This window comes from Nonomuraea sp. NPDC049129, assembly GCF_040648495.1.
In the GTDB taxonomy this organism is placed as follows: Bacteria; Actinomycetota; Actinomycetes; order Streptosporangiales; family Streptosporangiaceae; genus Nonomuraea.
Genome location: NZ_JBEZDU010000001.1, coordinates 846089 through 862574, shown reverse-complemented (window position 1 = coordinate 862574; position 16486 = coordinate 846089). Strand labels below are relative to the sequence as shown.

The 16486-nt window shown below is 68.9% G+C and carries 13 protein-coding genes; 5 read left to right on the top strand and 8 right to left on the bottom strand.

Translation table 11 applies throughout. The features are described 5' to 3' along the window. Positions 1–106: 106 nt before the first annotated feature. A complete protein-coding gene (locus AB0B64_RS03785; RefSeq protein ID WP_357946996.1) occupies positions 107–385 on the bottom strand; it encodes a hypothetical protein in 279 nt (92 codons plus the stop codon). A 339-nt stretch (positions 386–724) separates the two neighbouring features. Here AB0B64_RS03785 and AB0B64_RS03780 point away from each other — a divergent pair, with 339 nt between their 5' ends. After that, the gene (locus AB0B64_RS03780) at positions 725–982 is read left to right on the top strand and encodes a hypothetical protein (RefSeq protein WP_358174416.1); all 258 of its coding nucleotides are present in this window, start codon (positions 725–727) and stop codon (positions 980–982) included. A gap of 116 nt (positions 983–1098) precedes the next feature. Here the strand turns inward: AB0B64_RS03780 and AB0B64_RS03775 are convergent, their stop codons facing one another. After that, a complete protein-coding gene (locus AB0B64_RS03775; protein ID WP_358174413.1) occupies positions 1099–1446 on the bottom strand; it encodes a VOC family protein in 348 nt (115 codons plus the stop codon). 399 nt (positions 1447–1845) lie between these two features. On the opposite strand from AB0B64_RS03775, the gene recA reads away from it, so the two are divergent. From recA to AB0B64_RS03755, 4 genes are all read left to right on the top strand, one after another. Then, the gene (gene recA / locus AB0B64_RS03770; RefSeq protein ID WP_357947004.1) at positions 1846–2946 is read left to right on the top strand and encodes a recombinase RecA; all 1101 of its coding nucleotides are present in this window, start codon (positions 1846–1848) and stop codon (positions 2944–2946) included. A gap of 37 nt (positions 2947–2983) precedes the next feature. Next, entirely contained in the window at positions 2984–4627 is a 1644-nt protein-coding gene (recX, locus tag AB0B64_RS03765; RefSeq protein ID WP_358174410.1) for a recombination regulator RecX, read from the top strand. Positions 4628–5228: 601 nt separating this feature from the next. Then, a complete protein-coding gene (gene rny, locus AB0B64_RS03760) occupies positions 5229–6845 on the top strand; it encodes a ribonuclease Y (protein WP_357947010.1) in 1617 nt (538 codons plus the stop codon). Positions 6846–7636: 791 nt separating this feature from the next. Then, positions 7637–8548 carry a hypothetical protein gene (locus AB0B64_RS03755; RefSeq protein ID WP_358174408.1) on the top strand — a complete coding sequence of 304 codons (912 nt, stop codon included), beginning with the start codon at positions 7637–7639 and terminating at the stop codon, positions 8546–8548. 18 nt (positions 8549–8566) lie between these two features. Here AB0B64_RS03755 and AB0B64_RS03750 read toward each other — a convergent pair whose 3' ends face one another. The 6 genes from AB0B64_RS03750 to AB0B64_RS03725 form a co-directional block, all read right to left on the bottom strand. Further along, positions 8567–9529, bottom strand: a complete 963-nt coding sequence (locus AB0B64_RS03750; protein ID WP_358174405.1) for an ABC transporter permease — start codon at positions 9527–9529, stop codon at positions 8567–8569. Beyond that, the gene (locus AB0B64_RS03745; RefSeq protein ID WP_357947018.1) at positions 9529–10497 is read right to left on the bottom strand and encodes an ABC transporter permease; all 969 of its coding nucleotides are present in this window, start codon (positions 10495–10497) and stop codon (positions 9529–9531) included. Before AB0B64_RS03745 ends, AB0B64_RS03750 begins: the two co-directional genes overlap by 1 nt. Continuing rightward, a complete protein-coding gene (locus tag AB0B64_RS03740) occupies positions 10494–11510 on the bottom strand; it encodes a dipeptide ABC transporter ATP-binding protein (protein ID WP_357947021.1) in 1017 nt (338 codons plus the stop codon). The genes AB0B64_RS03745 and AB0B64_RS03740 overlap by 4 nt, the downstream gene beginning before the upstream one ends. Further along, a complete protein-coding gene (locus AB0B64_RS03735; protein ID WP_358174402.1) occupies positions 11510–12532 on the bottom strand; it encodes an ABC transporter ATP-binding protein in 1023 nt (340 codons plus the stop codon). Before AB0B64_RS03735 ends, AB0B64_RS03740 begins: the two co-directional genes overlap by 1 nt. 48 nt (positions 12533–12580) lie before the next feature. After that, positions 12581–14407 (bottom strand): ABC transporter substrate-binding protein, encoded by a 1827-nt coding sequence (locus AB0B64_RS03730; protein ID WP_358174399.1) that lies wholly within the window; start codon positions 14405–14407, stop codon positions 12581–12583. Between the two features lie 210 nt (positions 14408–14617). After that, positions 14618–16462: a prolyl oligopeptidase family serine peptidase gene (locus AB0B64_RS03725; RefSeq protein ID WP_358174396.1), complete on the bottom strand. Its 1845-nt coding sequence runs from the start codon at positions 16460–16462 to the stop codon at positions 14618–14620. Positions 16463–16486: the final 24 nt, after the last annotated feature.

Here is a 16486-nt window from a genome sequence, read left to right as displayed (position 1 = left end):
TGACCTCACGGCCCCGGCTGACCTCCCTGCCCCGGCTGACCTCCCTGCCCCGGCTGACCTCCCTGCCCCGGCTGACCACACGGCCCCGGCCGACCTCCCTGCCCCGCTAACCTCCCTGCTCGTCCTCCTCCATGCTCGCTTTCAGCGAGCGGGCTGTCAGATGCAGGTCGTCGGCGGTGCCCTGACCGCCGGGTGACCACAGGAACTGCCACCCACGACCGGCGGGGGTGGCGAAAACGAGCGTCTGCTTGCCGGTGCGGGGATGCCACGCCCACAGCACCGGCTCCTCACCGCCGATCATGCGGCTCGCCAGCCCGTGACCGGGCAACAACTTGGCGAGTGCTTCCAGATGGGTGCGCCGTTCCCCGGTGTAGCCGCTCGTCAAGCCGCCTCCAACCCTCGCCCCTGCAGTGAGTCTCCCCAGCTCACCGCACCTGACAACACGCGGAGGCCAACCCTCGTGAACATCACTTGACGGGGTCTGGAGGTTACGCAGCGGTGTCCATGAGGATCCGCATAAGAGCGTCCATACCCGCGTGATCGTCCGCTGGGTGTCGGTGCAGAGAGGCGGTGTACTGAGACGCGGCGGCGACATGATCGCGGCCGATCCGGTCAGACCGAGCATCATGCCGAGCTACTGGGGAGGGGCCAGCTCGAATGGACCGAATGCTGGGTCCACGCAGAAGCCGGTGATGAGGATGCGAGGGCAGCCACTCGCGAGCGGGTGCTGGACGCGACCAGCGACTATCAGTACCGAACTGCGGTCGAGCTGCTCGTCGCGTTGTCGACGGTGGTCAGCGGCGGTGTGGACGAGGGGTTGCGGCGGCCGACTGCGGTGCTCGATACCGTGCAGCCGGCGTTCCGCACGCATGAGATCGTGGCGGCGGCGCGACGCGTGTCGAGCGCTGTTCCTGTCGAGCAGCGGGAGCGGCCGGAAGCGGGCGATCTGCGGGAGATGCTCGCGATCGAGCAGAAAGCGTGAAGTGCTCTGCCAGGAGAGCGCTTCAACCGGTCATTGCACCTCTACACGCTGAGTAGTACGACCATTGACGACGGGCTCCGTCTCCGGGGCGGACGTCACATCCGAGTATTTCCGATTCAGGGCGCAGGCATAGTCTCGCCTCCGATGCCTGTCTCGTTGCCGTCAGCGTCACGGAAGACCCACTTGCAGACGTTGCCGTGCTGCTCCATGTCCATCGGCCGCAGGCCGCACCCAGCGATCCGCTCCACTTCGGACTTCGGATCGTCCAGCCAGATCATGCTCACGCCGCCTCCGGCGCGAGCGGCGTCCTCGATGACGTACACGTACCGGTCCTCGGCCAGTTGCCACACCGCTTCGACGTCGTTGGGCCAGAACGCCGGACCCCTGCCGAGGAGCCTGGTGTACCACTCCACGGCGCTCTTGCAGTCGCGGACAGGGATGCCCGCGAAGATCCCCACTGCCACGATCGGATCTCCTCTCGCCATAGGGGCCGGGAAGGTCCTGCCCACTAAAGGAATGGACTCCGCGCGTCTGCGGAAATCATCGCGGTCCGCGTCAGGCGCGCAGGTGGACCGTCTCGTCCAACCCCTGTGGGCAGACGCTCTAGCCTGCACACTTAATCTTCGATCTCACGAGCTCGCGTCCGTCAAGGTTCATCTGCACGCGCTCAACGTTCGGTGTCGGGGGACAGGAGCCGTTTGCGTGGGGCATTGCCGCGTGTTCCTGCTGTGATCGAACAGCCGTTCGGCTAGGATGTAATCCGCCAGGCCACGCCCTCCCAGCGACGACTCCGCAAAACTGTCGGTGGCAGGCCGTAGCTTTCACTCGACTGATCGGACCACAACCCTCCAGGGGGAGTTCCCATGGCTATCAACGACCGCGAGAAGGCCCTCGAGACCGCCCTCGCTCAGATCGAGAGGCAGTTCGGCAAGGGCTCCGTCATGCGCCTCGGCGACGACGCCCGAGCCCCCATCGAGGTGATCCCCACGGGTTCGATCTCCCTGGACGTCGCGCTGGGCATCGGAGGGTTGCCGCGTGGCAGGATCGTCGAGGTCTACGGCCCGGAGTCCTCGGGTAAGACCACGATCGCCCTGCACGCGGTGGCCAACGCCCAGCGGGCGGGCGGCATCGCGGCGTTCATCGACGCCGAGCACGCCCTCGACCCCGAATACGCCAAGAAGCTCGGCGTCGACACCGACGCCCTGCTCGTCTCCCAGCCCGACACGGGTGAGCAGGCGCTCGAGATCGCCGACATGCTGATCAGGTCGGGCGCCGTCGACATCATCGTCATCGACTCGGTGGCCGCCCTGGTCCCCAAGGCCGAAATCGAGGGCGAGATGGGCGACAGCCACGTCGGCCTCCAGGCCCGCCTGATGTCCCAGGCCCTGCGCAAGGTCGCCGGCGCGCTCAGCAACACCGGCACCACCGCCATCTTCATCAACCAGCTCCGCGAGAAGATCGGCGTCATGTTCGGCTCGCCCGAGACCACGACCGGCGGTAAGGCGCTCAAGTTCTACGCCTCGGTCCGCCTCGACATCCGCCGCATCGAGACGCTCAAGGACGGCACGGAGGCGGTCGGCAACCGCACGCGGGTCAAGGTCGTCAAGAACAAGATGGCCCCGCCCTTCCGGGTCGCCGACTTCGACATCCTCTACGGCGTGGGCGTCTCCCGCGAGGGTGGCCTCATCGACATGGGCGTCGAGCACGGCTTCGTCCGCAAGTCCGGCGCCTGGTACACCTACGAGGGCGACCAGCTCGGCCAGGGCAAGGAGAATGCCCGCAACTTCCTGAAGAACCACCCCGACATGTCCAACGAGATCGAGAAGAAGATCAAGGACAAGCTCGGCGTCGGCCCCCGCCTGGATGCCCCCGCCGAGGCACCCGCGGCCCCGGCCGCTCCAGCCGCCGCTCCCTCGGGCCGCGGCGCCAAGGCCGCCGCCACGCCGAAGCCCGGTGACGTCTGATCGGGTCGCCGCATGAGTGACTCTGATCGGTCGTCGGATGAGTGACACGGACCCGTCGCAGGCGCCCCACCCCCAAGACTGGGGCGCCTGGCCCGACCTCCCCACCTCATCTCCGGGCCGCCGCCGCAACTCCAGCGCCAACCTCTTTCCGCGGTCATCAACCCCGGAGGACACCTGGCCCTCCGGGCCCTCCTCGGACGACTCGCCCCGAGGCCGGAAACCATCCCGGAGGAAACGGTCCAGCGGGAGGCTGCCCGGCGGCGACCCGTCCGATGGAAGGCCGCCTGGCGGCGAGCCGTCTAGCGGGAAGCTGCCCGGCACCGAGCCGTCGGGTAGGAAGCCGTCCGGTGAGAGGCAGTCTGGGGGTGAACCGTCGGGTGGGCTACCCCGTAGCGGACCGTCAGGTGGCACGATGACCGGTAGCGAACTGTCCGGTGGGAAGATGTCTGGCGCTGCACTATCCAGTGGGAAGCCGTCCGGCGGGGAGCCGTCGGCAGGGTGGCCGTCGCTCAGCGAATGGCGCCAACGGTCCCGCCCCCCGGCCGGCCCACCCTCGGCCGACCTAGCATCGGCTGACCCACCCCCGGCCCAGCCCGCTCACGCACCTGCCGAGCCGAGCTCCGAGCTGGGCGCAGCGTCGACCGCTGAGTCGTCCGGTGATTCGGGCAGCGAGTTGGGCGGCGGACAGAACGACGAGCGGCTCTCAACCACGCCCCAAGAAGCCGTCTGGCGGCCTGCCCAGGACAACTCACCGCCCACCGCAGGCAGGGCGTCCTCCCGGGGCGACGATGTGCATTCGCCTGCCCAGGACAACTCACTGTCCACCGCAGGCAATGCGTCTCCCCGAGGTCAGGACGTGCCTTTGCCTGCCCAAGGCACTTCATCGTCCACCGCGGACAACCCCTCTCTCCGAGGCGATATGCCGTTCTCCCAGGACGGGTTGTCGTCCGGTGCGGGCACCGACAGCGGTCAGTTCGAGGGCGCTTCCTATTCCGGTGGCCAGGCCGAGGATGATCCGTACCAGGATGATCCGTACCAGGGTGGCCGACGTGGGGAGAGGCGCTCCGGTAGAGGACGGCGATCAGGTGGGCGGGGTGGGAAGGGGGCACGTTCGGCGGGCTCTCGGGGGCGTGGCGGGTGGCTTCCCGACGGGCCCGATGAGGGGTCGGCCGCCGGGGCCGCTCCCAACGCCGACCCTGAGTCGGTGGCTCGGGCCATCTGCCTCCGTCTGCTCACGATGGCTCCCAAGACGCGAGCCCAACTGGCCGAGGCACTCCGTAAGCGTGACGTGCCGGATGAAGCCGCGGAGGCGGTCCTCGATCGCTTCTCCGAGCTGGGCCTGATCAACGACGAGGCATTCGCCGAAGCCTGGGTCGACTCCCGCCACCACGGTCGTGGACTCGCCAAACGCGCTCTGGCCGCGGAGCTTCGCCACCGCGGCGTCGACTCCGAGACCGTCAACGAGGCCGTGGACCGCCTCGAGCCCGACCAGGAGCTCGAAACGGCACGCCGCCTCGTCGAACGCAAGCTGTCCTCCACTCGCGGCCTGGACCCTCAGGTCCGTACTCGCCGCCTCGCCGGGATGCTGGCCAGAAAGGGGTACGCCCCGGGACTGGCCTTCCGCGTCATCCGCGAGGCACTGGAGACAGAGGGCGTCGAAATCGAGGACGACTTCTCCTGACCTCCACACGGCCCCCGCCCCACCGGATCACTCCCCTCGCACACACACGTTCCACACCGGGGGTGTGGTTCGTCGGGGTGGGGTGCCGGGTCTCTGGGGCGGGTTGCTTGGTTTCTGGTGGTACCGGGTGCGGACTGTCCGAGGGGTGCCCGGCTCTTCGGGTGAGGTGTTTGGGTCCTGCCGGCAGCGGAGGCGGGCCTCTTTGGTCGGGCTGGAGGTTTGGGGGTAGGGCGTGCGTAGTTGCGTGTGGAGCGGCATTTCGGGGCAGAAGCGGGAAATCTGCCTCAATGAAGAGATGCAAGCCCTTAAGACACGCTTGATGACTCGTTTGCTTGCTCGTGACTTGTTCGACGCATAACCTCGACGGCAGTGAGGAGTTACTCCGCGCAGTGCGGATTGCCATACCGGTGATTGACGGACGAACGAGCTCGGTGGATCGAGGCAGGCGAGGTGTCGGCTACCCCAGTCGACGCCCGGTCAGTCTTGGTTGGATATCGGTCGTGGTGAAGATGCCGATTGGGCGATCAGCGCCGCGCATGTGACCCCTCCCGTTTTGAGGGCGCGTTACGAGTCTTGACGACGCGAGGAGGGCGGGGAGCACATGGGGCCGCTTGTCGTGGTGCTGTCGGTGGCGGTGCTCCTGCTGGCGTTCGGGATGATCGCCGCGTTGCTCATCGTCGTCCGCCGCACATCGGGCAGCGGTTCGCGAGTGCTCAAGCCGAGCCCCGAGCAGCTGCAGGCCGTACACGAGGAGCTTGAGCTGGCTCGTGAAGAGGCCGGGGCGATCCGGGGCAAGGCCGAGTCCGATGCCGAGGAGATCCTGCGCAGGTCGGCGGCCGCCGCCGAGAGCGCGGCGCAGTTGCGGCGCGAGGTCGAGGAGGAGGGGCGGATACTCAAGGCCGAGCTCAAGGAGCTCCGGGCCGACCTCGAACGCAGGGAAGGGCGGCTGGCCGAGCGCGAGCAGCGGCTCGATGAGGAGGCCAGACGGCAGGCCGAACGTGATCGCAAGCTGGGCGAGACCGAGGTCGAGCTGGCCGACAGGCGCGCGGAGCTGCTGCAGGTCGAGGACGAGCGGCGGGCGATCCTCGAGCGCGTCGCCGGGCTCACCGGAGAGCAGGCCAAGAGCGAGCTGGTACGCGAGATCGAGAACCAGGCCAAGCGCGAGGCCGCGCTGATCGTCAGGGAGATCGAGGGCGATGCCCGCAAGGAGGGCGAGAAGCGCGCTACCAAGATCGTGACGCTGGCCGTGCAGCGGATGGCGGCCGAGCAGACGGCCGAGTCCGTGGTGAGCGTGCTGCACCTGCCCGGCGACGAGATGAAGGGCCGGATCATCGGGCGTGAGGGGCGTAACATCCGGGCTTTCGAGTCGACGACCGGCGTGAACCTGATCATCGACGACACACCGGAAGCGGTGTTGCTGTCGTGTTTTGACCCGGTACGCCGGGAAACTGCCCGGCTCACACTGGAGAAACTGGTACTCGACGGCCGCATTCACCCCCAGCGCATCGAGGAGGCGCACGAGCGCAGTCGTGCGGAGGTGCAGGACCTGTGCGCGCGGGCGGGAGAGGACGCGCTGGTCGAACTGGGCATCACGGACATGCACCCCGAGCTGACGCTGCTCCTCGGCCAGCTCCGATACCGCACCTCCTACGGGCAGAACGTCCTCAAACACCTCATCGAGTCCGCGCACATCGCCGGAATCATGGCCGCCGAGCTCAAGATGGACCAGTCGCTGATGAAGCGCTGCGCCCTCCTGCACGACATCGGCAAGGCGCTTACGCACGAGGTCGAGGGCAGCCACGCGCTGATCGGGGCGGAGATCGCCCGCCGATACGGCGAGCAGGAGGACGTGGTGCACGCCATCGAGGCGCACCACAACGAGGTCGAGGTCCGCACGGTCGAGGCCGTGCTCACGCAGGCGGCCGACGCGATCAGCGGCAGCCGTCCGGGCGCGCGACGGGAATCGTTGGAGGCGTACGTCAAGCGGCTGGAGCGGCTGGAGGAGATCGCGCAGTCGTACGACGGGGTGGAGAAGGTGTTCGCCATGCAGGCGGGCCGGGAGATCCGGGTGATGGTGAAGCCGGACGCGATCGACGACATCCAGGCGCAGGTGATCGCGCGGGATGTGGCCAAGCAGGTCGAGGAGGAACTGACCTATCCGGGGCAGATCCGCATCACCGTCGTCCGGGAGTCGCGAGCGACCGAGTTCGCGCGCTGAGGTTCGCGATCAGTGCATTCCGTGCATTCCGTGCTTTGCGCGCTGAAAGTCACGATCAGTTTTCTGTACGGCGTGGGGTGGGGGACGACCTGTCTGCCCAACCTGGCGTTTAGAGGCTCTTTTGGGAACCCCCTCGGGCCGATCGCCGCACTGCGTGCCGTTGGCCCGCTGGGCTCGCCGTAGATCGATGCAGGCCAGTGTGGATATGACCCGCCTCCGGTGGGGGCTCAGGCTCCGGGATGGCCGTGATCACCTTGTGCGGGTGGCTGGTGGGTGCCGTGCGGCCCGCCTTCCCGTCCGCCGTCCCCAAGGCGAGCGGTGGGCGCCGACGCGCGCCGTGGCGGTCGAGGACGCCCACGGGCTTCTGGGACTCTCGGCCCTCATCGAGGGTGGACCTGAGTTCTGGGGCTGGTCGCGCGATCCGAGCGGGGTCGTGGAGGCCGCCGTGATTGACCATGCTTCATTAAACAGAGTATGGTTGCCGGGCGCGTCAGAGAGATCCACATTGGCGCTGATCGTGATACTCGCGTCCACGGCCTCCGACCAGGGCACAGGGGACGAGCCACAGCACGTCCAGGTGCGCGACTGTTGCGGCAGTGCTCGGCGCCAGCCGCGAGGTCGCTTGCGCCCGATCCGCACGACCTGCCAGATCGGACGGTAGCCGGCTCGTACGCGAGCCACGGAAGAAGCAGATCACGCGCGCCGGCGGGAGCGCCGGACGCCATCACGAGCCGTACAGATGCCTTGGCGGTCGCGTGCGCGCGTGACGTTGACATACAGGGAGACCGACCATGAACACCATCAGAAAGACCGTCTTAGCCCTGGCCGTGACGGCCGTGCTCGGCGGCTGCGGGGGCAACGCCGAGCCGGCTGGGAAGAGCGCTTCACCTCCCTCGAAATCGGCCGCGACGGCACAGGAGAAGAGGCGCCAGTTCGAATCCGCCAAGGCGGACTGCATGAAGCAGAGGGGCTTCAAATACATCGCCTACGTGCCGCAGGAAGATCCCGACACCGACGAGGCGCGCAAGCGCAAAGCTGGTGACTATGAGGCGTTGAGGGCTCAGCGGGCGAAGTACGGCTTCGGGGTCTTCTCGTTATACGTCCACCCGAAGGGCTCAGACGCTCCCGACGGCATGCCCGACCTCTCAGGGGCCGACCCCAACGGCAAAATCTGGACGAAGCTCTCCCCGGCTCAGAACAAGAGCTACTGGAAGACCGTGGGCGACTGCGTCGTCGTCGCGGCCAAGCAGGCCCTCGGCAAGAAGGTGAGTTCCGAGATGGATCTGTACGAACAGGCCGAAGCCGTCTCGAACAGGGCGGTTGAGCGCGAGATCGACGGCGACGCCGAACTGGTCAAGCTGGCATCGAGCATGGCCACGTGCCTGACGGGCAAGGGATACAAGGTCTCCGACACCAGGCCGTCGCAACTGTCGCAGCGCGGCCGCCTCGCCTTCCTCGATCAGGAGGACGAGGTCGGCCGCAAGCAGCGCGAGGACGTTCCCGACGTACCGTCGCCTCCCAAGAAGGGCGAGGTCAAGCGGAGCTTCGGAGCCACGCTCACGCCCGCCCAGGCCCAGCCGTACCTGGCCAAGGAGGTCAAGGCCGCGCTGGACGATCTGGAGTGCGGCAAGGACTTCTATCGGGTCTACACCCCCAAGTCGGAGGCCATCTATCAGAAGGTCGACCAGGAATTCGGCAGCTGACGCGGCCACGCGTCGGGTTCAGGCCAGGCGGATGCGAGGGTCCAGGAGGCCGTAGGTGATGTCCACCAGGAGGTTGGCCACGACGACGGCCGTGGTGGCGAGGACGACGACGCCCATGATGACCGGGAGGTCGCCGCTGACGAACGCCTGTACCACCGCCTGCCCGATGCCGCCGAGGCCGAAGACCGATTCCGTCACCACCACCCCGCCGATCAGCGTGCCCACGTCGACGCCGAGTTGCGTCACCACCGGCGTCAGGGCGGCGCGTAAGCCGTGCCGGTAGATGACCCGGCCCTCGGGGACGCCCTTGGCGCGGGCCGTGCGGATGTAGTCCTCGCCGAGGATGTCCAGCATCGAACCGCGCGTCAGCCGTACGTAGGAGGCCGCCTGGACCATGGCGAGCGTGATCCAGGGCAGGATCAGGTGGCGGGCCCATTCACCGGGGCTGTCGGTGAGCGGCACGTACGAGTCCGGCGGCAGCAGCGGCGCCCCGGCCATGGAGAACTGGAAGAACAGGAAGTACAACAGCAGCAGGCCGACCACGAAGGTGGGCATGGACACGGCGGCCAGGGCCAGGAACGTCACGACGCGGTCCAGCAGGGAGCGTGCCCGGGTGGCGCTGATGACTCCGGCGCCCACGCCGATGACCACCCAGAGGATCGCGCCGCCGATCACGAGCGAGGCCGTGGGCGGGAAGTCCTGGGAGAGGAGCTTGCCGATGGAATCGCCGGAGAAGTACGACTGGCCGAGGTCGCCGTGGATGAGGCGGTTCAGGTAGTCGAGGTACTGGACGAGGATCGGGCGGTCCAGGCCGAGGTTGTGGCGGATGAGCTCCACCTGCTCGGGGGTGGCCTGGCGACCGGCCAGCGTCCTGGCGGGGTCGCTGGGGGCGACGAAGAACAGCAGGAACGTGCCCAGCGTGACGAGCCATAGGACGAGCACGCCCAGCAGCGCCCGACGGAGGAGGAAACGACGGAGCATCAGGCCCCCTTGCGGCGAGAGCGAGAGCGACGGCGACGGCGGCTGAACAGGCGTTCCATGCGCGGGTCGATGGCGTCCCTGATGCCGTCGCCGACCAGGTTGAAGGCGAGCGTGGTGAGCAGCAGGGTGGCCGCGGGGAAGCCCAGGTACCAGTAGGCGACCCGGTAGAAGCCCTGCGCCTCGCTGAGCAGGTTGCCCCAGGAGGGAGTGGGCGGCACGATGCCGAGTCCGAGGAACGACAGCGTCGACTCGAAGACGATGGCTGCCGGCACGAGCAGCGTGGTCAGGACGATGACCGGGGCGAGCAGGTTCGGCAGGATGTCGACGAACATGATCCGGAGATCGCCGCAGCCGATGGACCGGGCGGCCTCGACGTACTCGCGCTCCTTGAGCGAGAGCGTCTGGCCGCGTACGACTCGCGCGATGGCCGCCCACGAGTAGAAGGCGATCACCCCGATCGTCGCGGTCAGCGACGGCCCGGCGATCGAGACGACCGCGATGGCGAAGATCAGGTACGGGAACGACAGCACCACGTCCATGAGCCGCGACAGCACGGTGTCGATGACGCCGCCGTAGTAGCCGGCCAGCAGGCCGACGACGACGCCGACCAGCGCCGCCAGCCCGGTGGCGACCACGCCGACCAGCAGCGAGACCCGCGCCCCGTACAGAACCCTGATGAACAGGTCGCGGCCGAGCCGGTCGGTGCCGAACCAGAACGTGCCGTTCGGCGCGATCGGCAGCCCCTGCGCGGTGATGCCGGTGTCGCGGAACTGCTCGTCCGGGTCGTGGCCGTTCCAGGCGGCGATGAGTGGGGCCGCCAGCGCCAGCAGGCAGAGCAGGACCACGATCAGGCCGGAGACCAGCGCGACCTTGTCGGTCCTGATCCTGGCCCAGGCGAGCTGCCACGGGCTGCGGCCGGCGATCGTCCGGTCGCTGACCGCGTCCGGTCTGATCTCGGTGAGCGTCATGCGGGCCGCCCCCCAAAACGGGAATCGGAAGTGGTCAGGTCCTCGCCCGTCTCGACGGGGAAGTGGCAGGCCACCAGGTGGTCCCGGAGCGCCAGCGGCGGTTCCTCCGCGGAGCAGCGGTCCCGCGCCTTCGGGCACCGGGGATGGAAGCGGCAGCCCGGCGGCGGGTCGATCGGCGAGGGGACGTCGCCCGTGAGGATGATGCGCCGCCGCCGTTCGGCCTCGTCCGGGTCGGCCACCGCCGTGGCGGAAAGGAGGGCGTTCGTGTAGGGATGCCGGGGATGTTCGTGCAGCTCGTCGGCCCCCGCGAGTTCGACGATCTTGCCCAGGTACATGACCGCGATCCGGTCGCTGATGTGCCGCACCACCGACAGGTCGTGCGCGATGAACAGGTACGTCAGCCCGAAGTCGTCCTGCAGATCCTTCAGCAGGTTGAGGATCTGCGCCTGGATGGAGACGTCCAGCGCGGACACCGGCTCGTCGCAGATGATCAGCCGGGGCCGCAGCGCGAGCGCCCTGGCCACCCCGATCCGCTGCCGCTGCCCGCCGGAGAACTCCGCGGGGAACCGGTTGTAGTGCTCGGGATTGAGCCCCACCCGTTCCATCAGCTCCTGGACGGTACGGCGCAGCTCGGCGCCGCGGCTCACCCGGTGGACCACGAGCGGGTCGGCGATGATCGAGCCGACGCGGCGGCGCGGGTTCAGCGAGCCGTAGGGGTCCTGGAAGATGACCTGGATGTCGCGCCGGTAGGCCCGCATCCTGGCCCTGGGCAGGTTCGTGATGTCGTCGCCGTCGAAGCGGACCCGGCCCGAGGTGATGGGATGCAGGCCCGCGACGCAGCGGGCGAGCGTCGACTTGCCGCAGCCGGTCTCGCCGACCAGCCCGAGCGTCTCGCCCGGCGACAGGTCGAAGCTCACCCCGTCGACCGCCCGCACCTGCCCGATCGTGTGCTTGACCAGCAGGCCGGTGGTGATGGGGAAGTGCTTGACGACGTTCTCGACTTCGAGGAGCATCAGACCTCCTTCGCGTGCCGGCGCAGCGCGTCGGCCTCCGGGCCGAGCCCGACCGCCTCGTGGGGCAGCCAGCAGGCCGAGGCGTGCCCGCCGCCGCCCGTGACCCTGGCCAGCGGCGGCCGCTCGGCCGCGCAGACCGGCATGGCGTACGGGCAGCGCGGGTGGAAGGCGCAGCCCGAGGGGAGGTCGATCAGCGACGGCGGGGAGCCGGGGATGGGCCGCAGCCGGTCGCCCCGGGTCCCGGTGCTGCCCGGGATCGACTCCAGCAGGCCCTTGGTGTAGGGGTGGTGCGGGCGGTAGTAGAGGGTACGCCGGTCGGCTCGCTCGGCCACCAGGCCCGCGTACATGACAAGAACCTCGTCGGCGATGCCCGCCACGACACCGAGATCATGGGTGATGAGGATGAGCGCGATGTCGAACTCGGCCTGGACCCGGCCGATGAGCTCGAGGATCTGCGCCTGGACGGTCGCGTCGAGCGCGGTGGTCGGCTCGTCCGCGACGATGAGCTTCGGGTTCAGCGCCAGTGACATGGCGATCATCGCCCGCTGTCGCATGCCGCCGGAGAACTGGTGCGGGTAGTCGTCCACCCGCCGGTCCGGCCGGGGGATGCCGACCAGGCCGAGCAGCTCGATCGCGCGCTTGCGGGCCTCGGCGCGACTGGTGCCGGGCCGGTGGACGTGGAAGAGCTCCTCGATCTGCCGGCCGACCTTGTAGAGCGGGTGCAGGCTGGTCAGTGGGTCCTGGAAGACGACGCTGATCTCCGCCCCGCGGATGCGGCGTAGCTGCTCGCGGTCCAGTTCGAGCAGGTCCACCCCTTCGAACAGGGCGGTGCCGGATATGTCGGCTCCGGGGGAGAGGCCGAGGATGGCCTGGGTGCTCACGGTCTTGCCGCTTCCGGACTCGCCGACGATCGCCAGCGTCCGGCCGCGGTCGACGGTGAACGACAGTCCCCGCACCGCCTGGACCAGGCCGTCGGAGGTGGGGAAGGCCACCTTCAGGTCCGTCACCTCTAACAGGCTCATGTTCCTCCCTCACAGCGCCCCGCGGGAGTGCCGCGGGGCGCCGCACCGTCATGGCGAGTTGGGGTCAAGCCAGAGGTTGGTGATGTCGTAGAGCTGGAACGCGGGAAGGTACAGCGCGTTGCGCACCCGCTTGCTCTTGTAGATCGGCGTGTTCTGGTTGTTGAACGGCACGATCACCGCGTCGGCCATCACCGTCTGGTCGACCTGGTGCCAGAGCCCGGCCGCCTTGGTCGCGTCGGGCTCGGCCAGCGCCTGCTTGATGAGGGCGTCCACCTTGGGGTTGCTGTAGCAGCCGTAGTTGCTCGTGCCCGGGGTGCAGTTGGTCTGGAACAGCGGCTGGGAGACGGCGCGGCCGTTGTTGCCGTACCAGTCGGGCACCCAGCCGGGCGCCGAGATGTCCCACTTGCTGTCCTTGGCGATGGTCGGGTTCTGCAGGAACGCGCCGTAGTAGTCGCCCTGTCGTACGGGCAGGCCCTTGACGGTGATCCCGCACTTCTGCAGGTCGGCCGAGTAGGACTGGAAGTTGGCCGGGTGGTTGCCCGCGTTGCGGAAGGCGCCGATGAGGGTCATCCCGTTCGGGTAGCCCGCCTCGGCGAGCAGCTGCTTGCACTTGGCCGGGTCGCCCTGGTCGCCGGGCGCCGGGTACGGGTTGTACTCCTGGTAGCCGATGTTGCCCGGTGGGATGGCCGTGTGCAGCGGGGTCGCCACGTCGGCACCGCCGTAGATCTTGGCGATGGCCACCTTGTTGATCGCGTACTCGATGGCCTGGCGGACCTTGACCTTGCCCATGGCGCCGTTCTCGTTCTTGCTCTGCTGGTTGAAGACGAGATACGGGTTCGTCACGGCGCCCGGGAAGATCTTGAAGTCGGGGTCGCCGCTCTTCAGCCGCGGGATCTGGGCGGTCGGCACCGGCAGGTCCCAGGACAGGTCCGCGCTGCCCGCCTCGATCTGCTGCTGCACCGCGTCGGGCTCGGTGACGCCCATCTTGACGTCGACGGCGTTGACGTACTGGTGCCTGATCGGGTCGGCCGCCTGTGTCCAGGCGGGGTTCCGCTCCAGCCTGATCGACTTGGTCGCCACGTACTGGGTGATCTTGTACGGGCCGTCGGAGATCACGTGCTGGCGGAAGGTGGCGTCGTCCGGGACGTACTGGTCGTACTCCTGGGGCGCGGCCGAGGAGAAGTTGAGTGACAGGATGTTGAGGAAGTCGCCCGCCGGCTGGACCAGTGTGAACACGATCGTCTTGTCATCCTTGGCCTGAACGCCGGCGATGTCGTGCGAGTTCTGGAAGGCGGCCAGCGCCGCCGCCGTGGGCTTGGCCTTCTCGAACGCCTTGCCGTAGGCCGCGCAGTAGGCGGCCATGCCCTTGATCGTGCTGGTGTAGTAGCCGGGCGCGCCCGCTCCGGCCACCGGGTTGCAGAGCCGCTTGAAGCCCCGGACGAAGTCGCCCGCGGTCACCGCCCGCGGCGGCTGGGTGTCCCACTGGACGCCGTCCCGCAGCTTGATCGTGTACGTGAGGTGGTCGGCGCTGAGGCCGCCGTTGGCGGTCGTCGGCAGCTCGGTGGCGACGTCGGGGACGACGGCGAAGCCCTTGGTGGTGTCGCCCTCCTTGGCCACGCCGTTCAGGTTGAACAGCTGGCGCGCGTAACCGCGCATGATGCCGTTGGTGACCGTGTAGTAGGCGCTGGTGGGATCGAGGTGGTCGACGTCGCCACCGCCCACCAGCCTGATCGTGCCGCCCGACAAGGGCTTGCCGGTGTCCTGGGCCGCTGTCGGCGGTGCCGAGCCGTTCGTACCGGTGTCCGTGGCGCAGGCGGCGGCGAGCAGACTTGCCGCGGCCACCACGGCGATGCTGAGATGGCGCAAGCTGGCCATCTGGCCCTCCCTCGTGCCGAGATGGGGATGTATGGCTGGCCAGTGGGGCGCGCTTCGTGGCCGCGAGGCGCGCCCTACGTGCTGCTCCTTCGAGCAATCCACTTGGGGAGGGCGGTGTCGAGGACGGTTATTCAACCGTTGGCGAGTAGCGACCGCCGAGTGATACCGGTTCTGTCCAAGAACCGTGATTGATGGCGACGAAAGCGAGAATCAGCTGAAAATCTGCTGGTAGAACGCCAGCTCCGCGGCCAGGGCGGTGGCCCGCGTCTCGGTGCGGCGGAAACCGTGCGACTCGCCCTCGAACGCCAGATAGGTGCACGGGACGCCGCGCTCGGCCAGCGCGTCGGCGAAGGCCGCCGACTGCTCGGGCGGCACCACGGGATCGTCGAGCCCCTGAAGCAGCAGCATCGGGCAGGAGACGCCGTCGACCAGCGCCAGCGGCTCGCGCTCGGCGTAGAGCCGCGGGTCCTCCGGGCCGACCAGCCACTCCACGTAACGCGACTCGAAATCATGGGTGTGGGCATGGAGCGGGGCCAGCGCGCTGACGCCGTAGTAGGACACGCCCCCCGCGAACACCTCCGAACGGCAGCAGGCCGCCATCACGGTCCAGCCGCCCGCGCTGCCGCCGCGCACCGCGATGCGCCCGGGATCGGCCAGCCCCTCGGCCACCAGCCATTCGGCGGCCGCGATCGTGTCCTCGACGTCGACGACGCCCCACTGCCCCTTCAGCCGATCGCGGTAGGCCCGGCCGTAGCCGCTGGACCCGCCGTAGTTGACGTCTAGCACGCCGATGCCGCGCGAGGTGAGGTACGCCTTCTCCAGGTCGAGCGCCGTGCCCTCGTGCGCCGTCGGACCACCGTGCACGAACAGCACGTACGGGGGAGCGTCCGCCGAGTCCTCGGCGGCCGGGTTGGACGGCGGATAGAGGAAGCCGTGCACCCGGTGCCCCATCTCCACCGGCCGGGGTGTGGGCAGGCAGGCGAGGTCGGGCAGCTCGTCGAGGTCGCGCCTGAGGGTCTCGGCCTGGCCGGAGACGGTGTCGACGCGGATGAGCGACTTCGGGAGCGCGGCACCGTACGCGATGCCGGTCACGTGGGTGCCGTCGGTGGCCAGCGCCGGATCCCACCCGTCGCCCGGCAGATCGAGGTCGGTGAGCCGGCCCGTCTCGGGGTCGAGGATGCCGAGCCGCAGGTCACCGCGCCCGTGCAGCACCACGAGCCGTCCGTCGCCGAGCACGGCGTAGGGCAGGCCGCCCAGCGTCCACGGCGGCCAGGCGAACTCCTCCTCCAGGGGATGGAGCGGCTGCGGCGAGAGGTCGTGGAGGCCGGCCTGGTAGAGGTTCCACCAGCCGGAGCGGTCGGAGATCAGGTAGAGGTGGCCGTCGTCCTTCCAGCTGGGCGCGAGCACGGACTCGGACGGGCCGCCGCCCACGGTCCACGATGTGCCGTCGGACAGGCGGGTGACGCGGAGCTCGGTGCCGGTCCATGGCATGCGCGGATGGTTCCAGGTGATGTAGGCGAGATGCCGTCCATCGGGGGAGATGGCGGGGGAGGCATAGAAGTCGCCGCCGGTGACCCATTCGCACGTCTCACCGCCGCCGACCGGGACCGAGACGACGGCCCTGGTCGTCTTCCCGTCGTCGGTGTGCCGCTCGCGTACGCACCAGACCTGGTCGTCACGGACCAGCAGGTCGGCGTAGCGGTCACCGTCAGGGGTGAGCGGGACGGGCTCGACAGCGCGGTCGGGGCGGTCAGCCTGGTTGGTGAGCAGGTAGAGGCGCTGGTCGGCGAGGCAGGCGAAGATCACATCGCCCTCGGGGGTGACCGCGTAGGGCCGCCCGCCGTACTCGTGCACGCGGGTGCGGGCGCTCCACGGCTCGGGCAGCAGCTCGCGGCAGGTGCCGTCGGCGGCGCGGTGCATGATCGTGGTGCGTCCGCCCTCGTCAGGGCGGTCCTCCGTCCACCACACCTGGCCGTCGAGCGCGGTCGGCCAGCCGAGCCGTCGGCCGGACCGGGCGACGTCGGTGGTCGAGATGGGGGAGCGCCAGAAGGGCATAGACGCATCCTGCCGGAAGATCGG

Excerpts from the sequence above, each read along its gene's own strand:
- recA (WP_357947004.1), top strand. The coding sequence starts at position 1,846 with ATGGCTATCAACGACCGCGAGAAGGCCCTCGAGACCGCCCTCGCTCAG.
- recX (WP_358174410.1), top strand. The coding sequence starts at position 2,984 with ATGAGTGACACGGACCCGTCGCAGGCGCCCCACCCCCAAGACTGGGGC.
- rny (WP_357947010.1), top strand. The coding sequence starts at position 5,229 with ATGGGGCCGCTTGTCGTGGTGCTGTCGGTGGCGGTGCTCCTGCTGGCG.
- AB0B64_RS03755 (WP_358174408.1), top strand. The coding sequence starts at position 7,637 with ATGAACACCATCAGAAAGACCGTCTTAGCCCTGGCCGTGACGGCCGTG.
- AB0B64_RS03750 (WP_358174405.1), bottom strand. The coding sequence starts at position 9,529 with ATGCTCCGTCGTTTCCTCCTCCGTCGGGCGCTGCTGGGCGTGCTCGTC.
- AB0B64_RS03745 (WP_357947018.1), bottom strand. The coding sequence starts at position 10,497 with ATGACGCTCACCGAGATCAGACCGGACGCGGTCAGCGACCGGACGATC.
- AB0B64_RS03740 (WP_357947021.1), bottom strand. The coding sequence starts at position 11,510 with ATGCTCCTCGAAGTCGAGAACGTCGTCAAGCACTTCCCCATCACCACC.
- AB0B64_RS03735 (WP_358174402.1), bottom strand. The coding sequence starts at position 12,532 with ATGAGCCTGTTAGAGGTGACGGACCTGAAGGTGGCCTTCCCCACCTCC.
- AB0B64_RS03730 (WP_358174399.1), bottom strand. The coding sequence starts at position 14,407 with ATGGCCAGCTTGCGCCATCTCAGCATCGCCGTGGTGGCCGCGGCAAGT.
- AB0B64_RS03725 (WP_358174396.1), bottom strand. The coding sequence starts at position 16,462 with ATGCCCTTCTGGCGCTCCCCCATCTCGACCACCGACGTCGCCCGGTCC.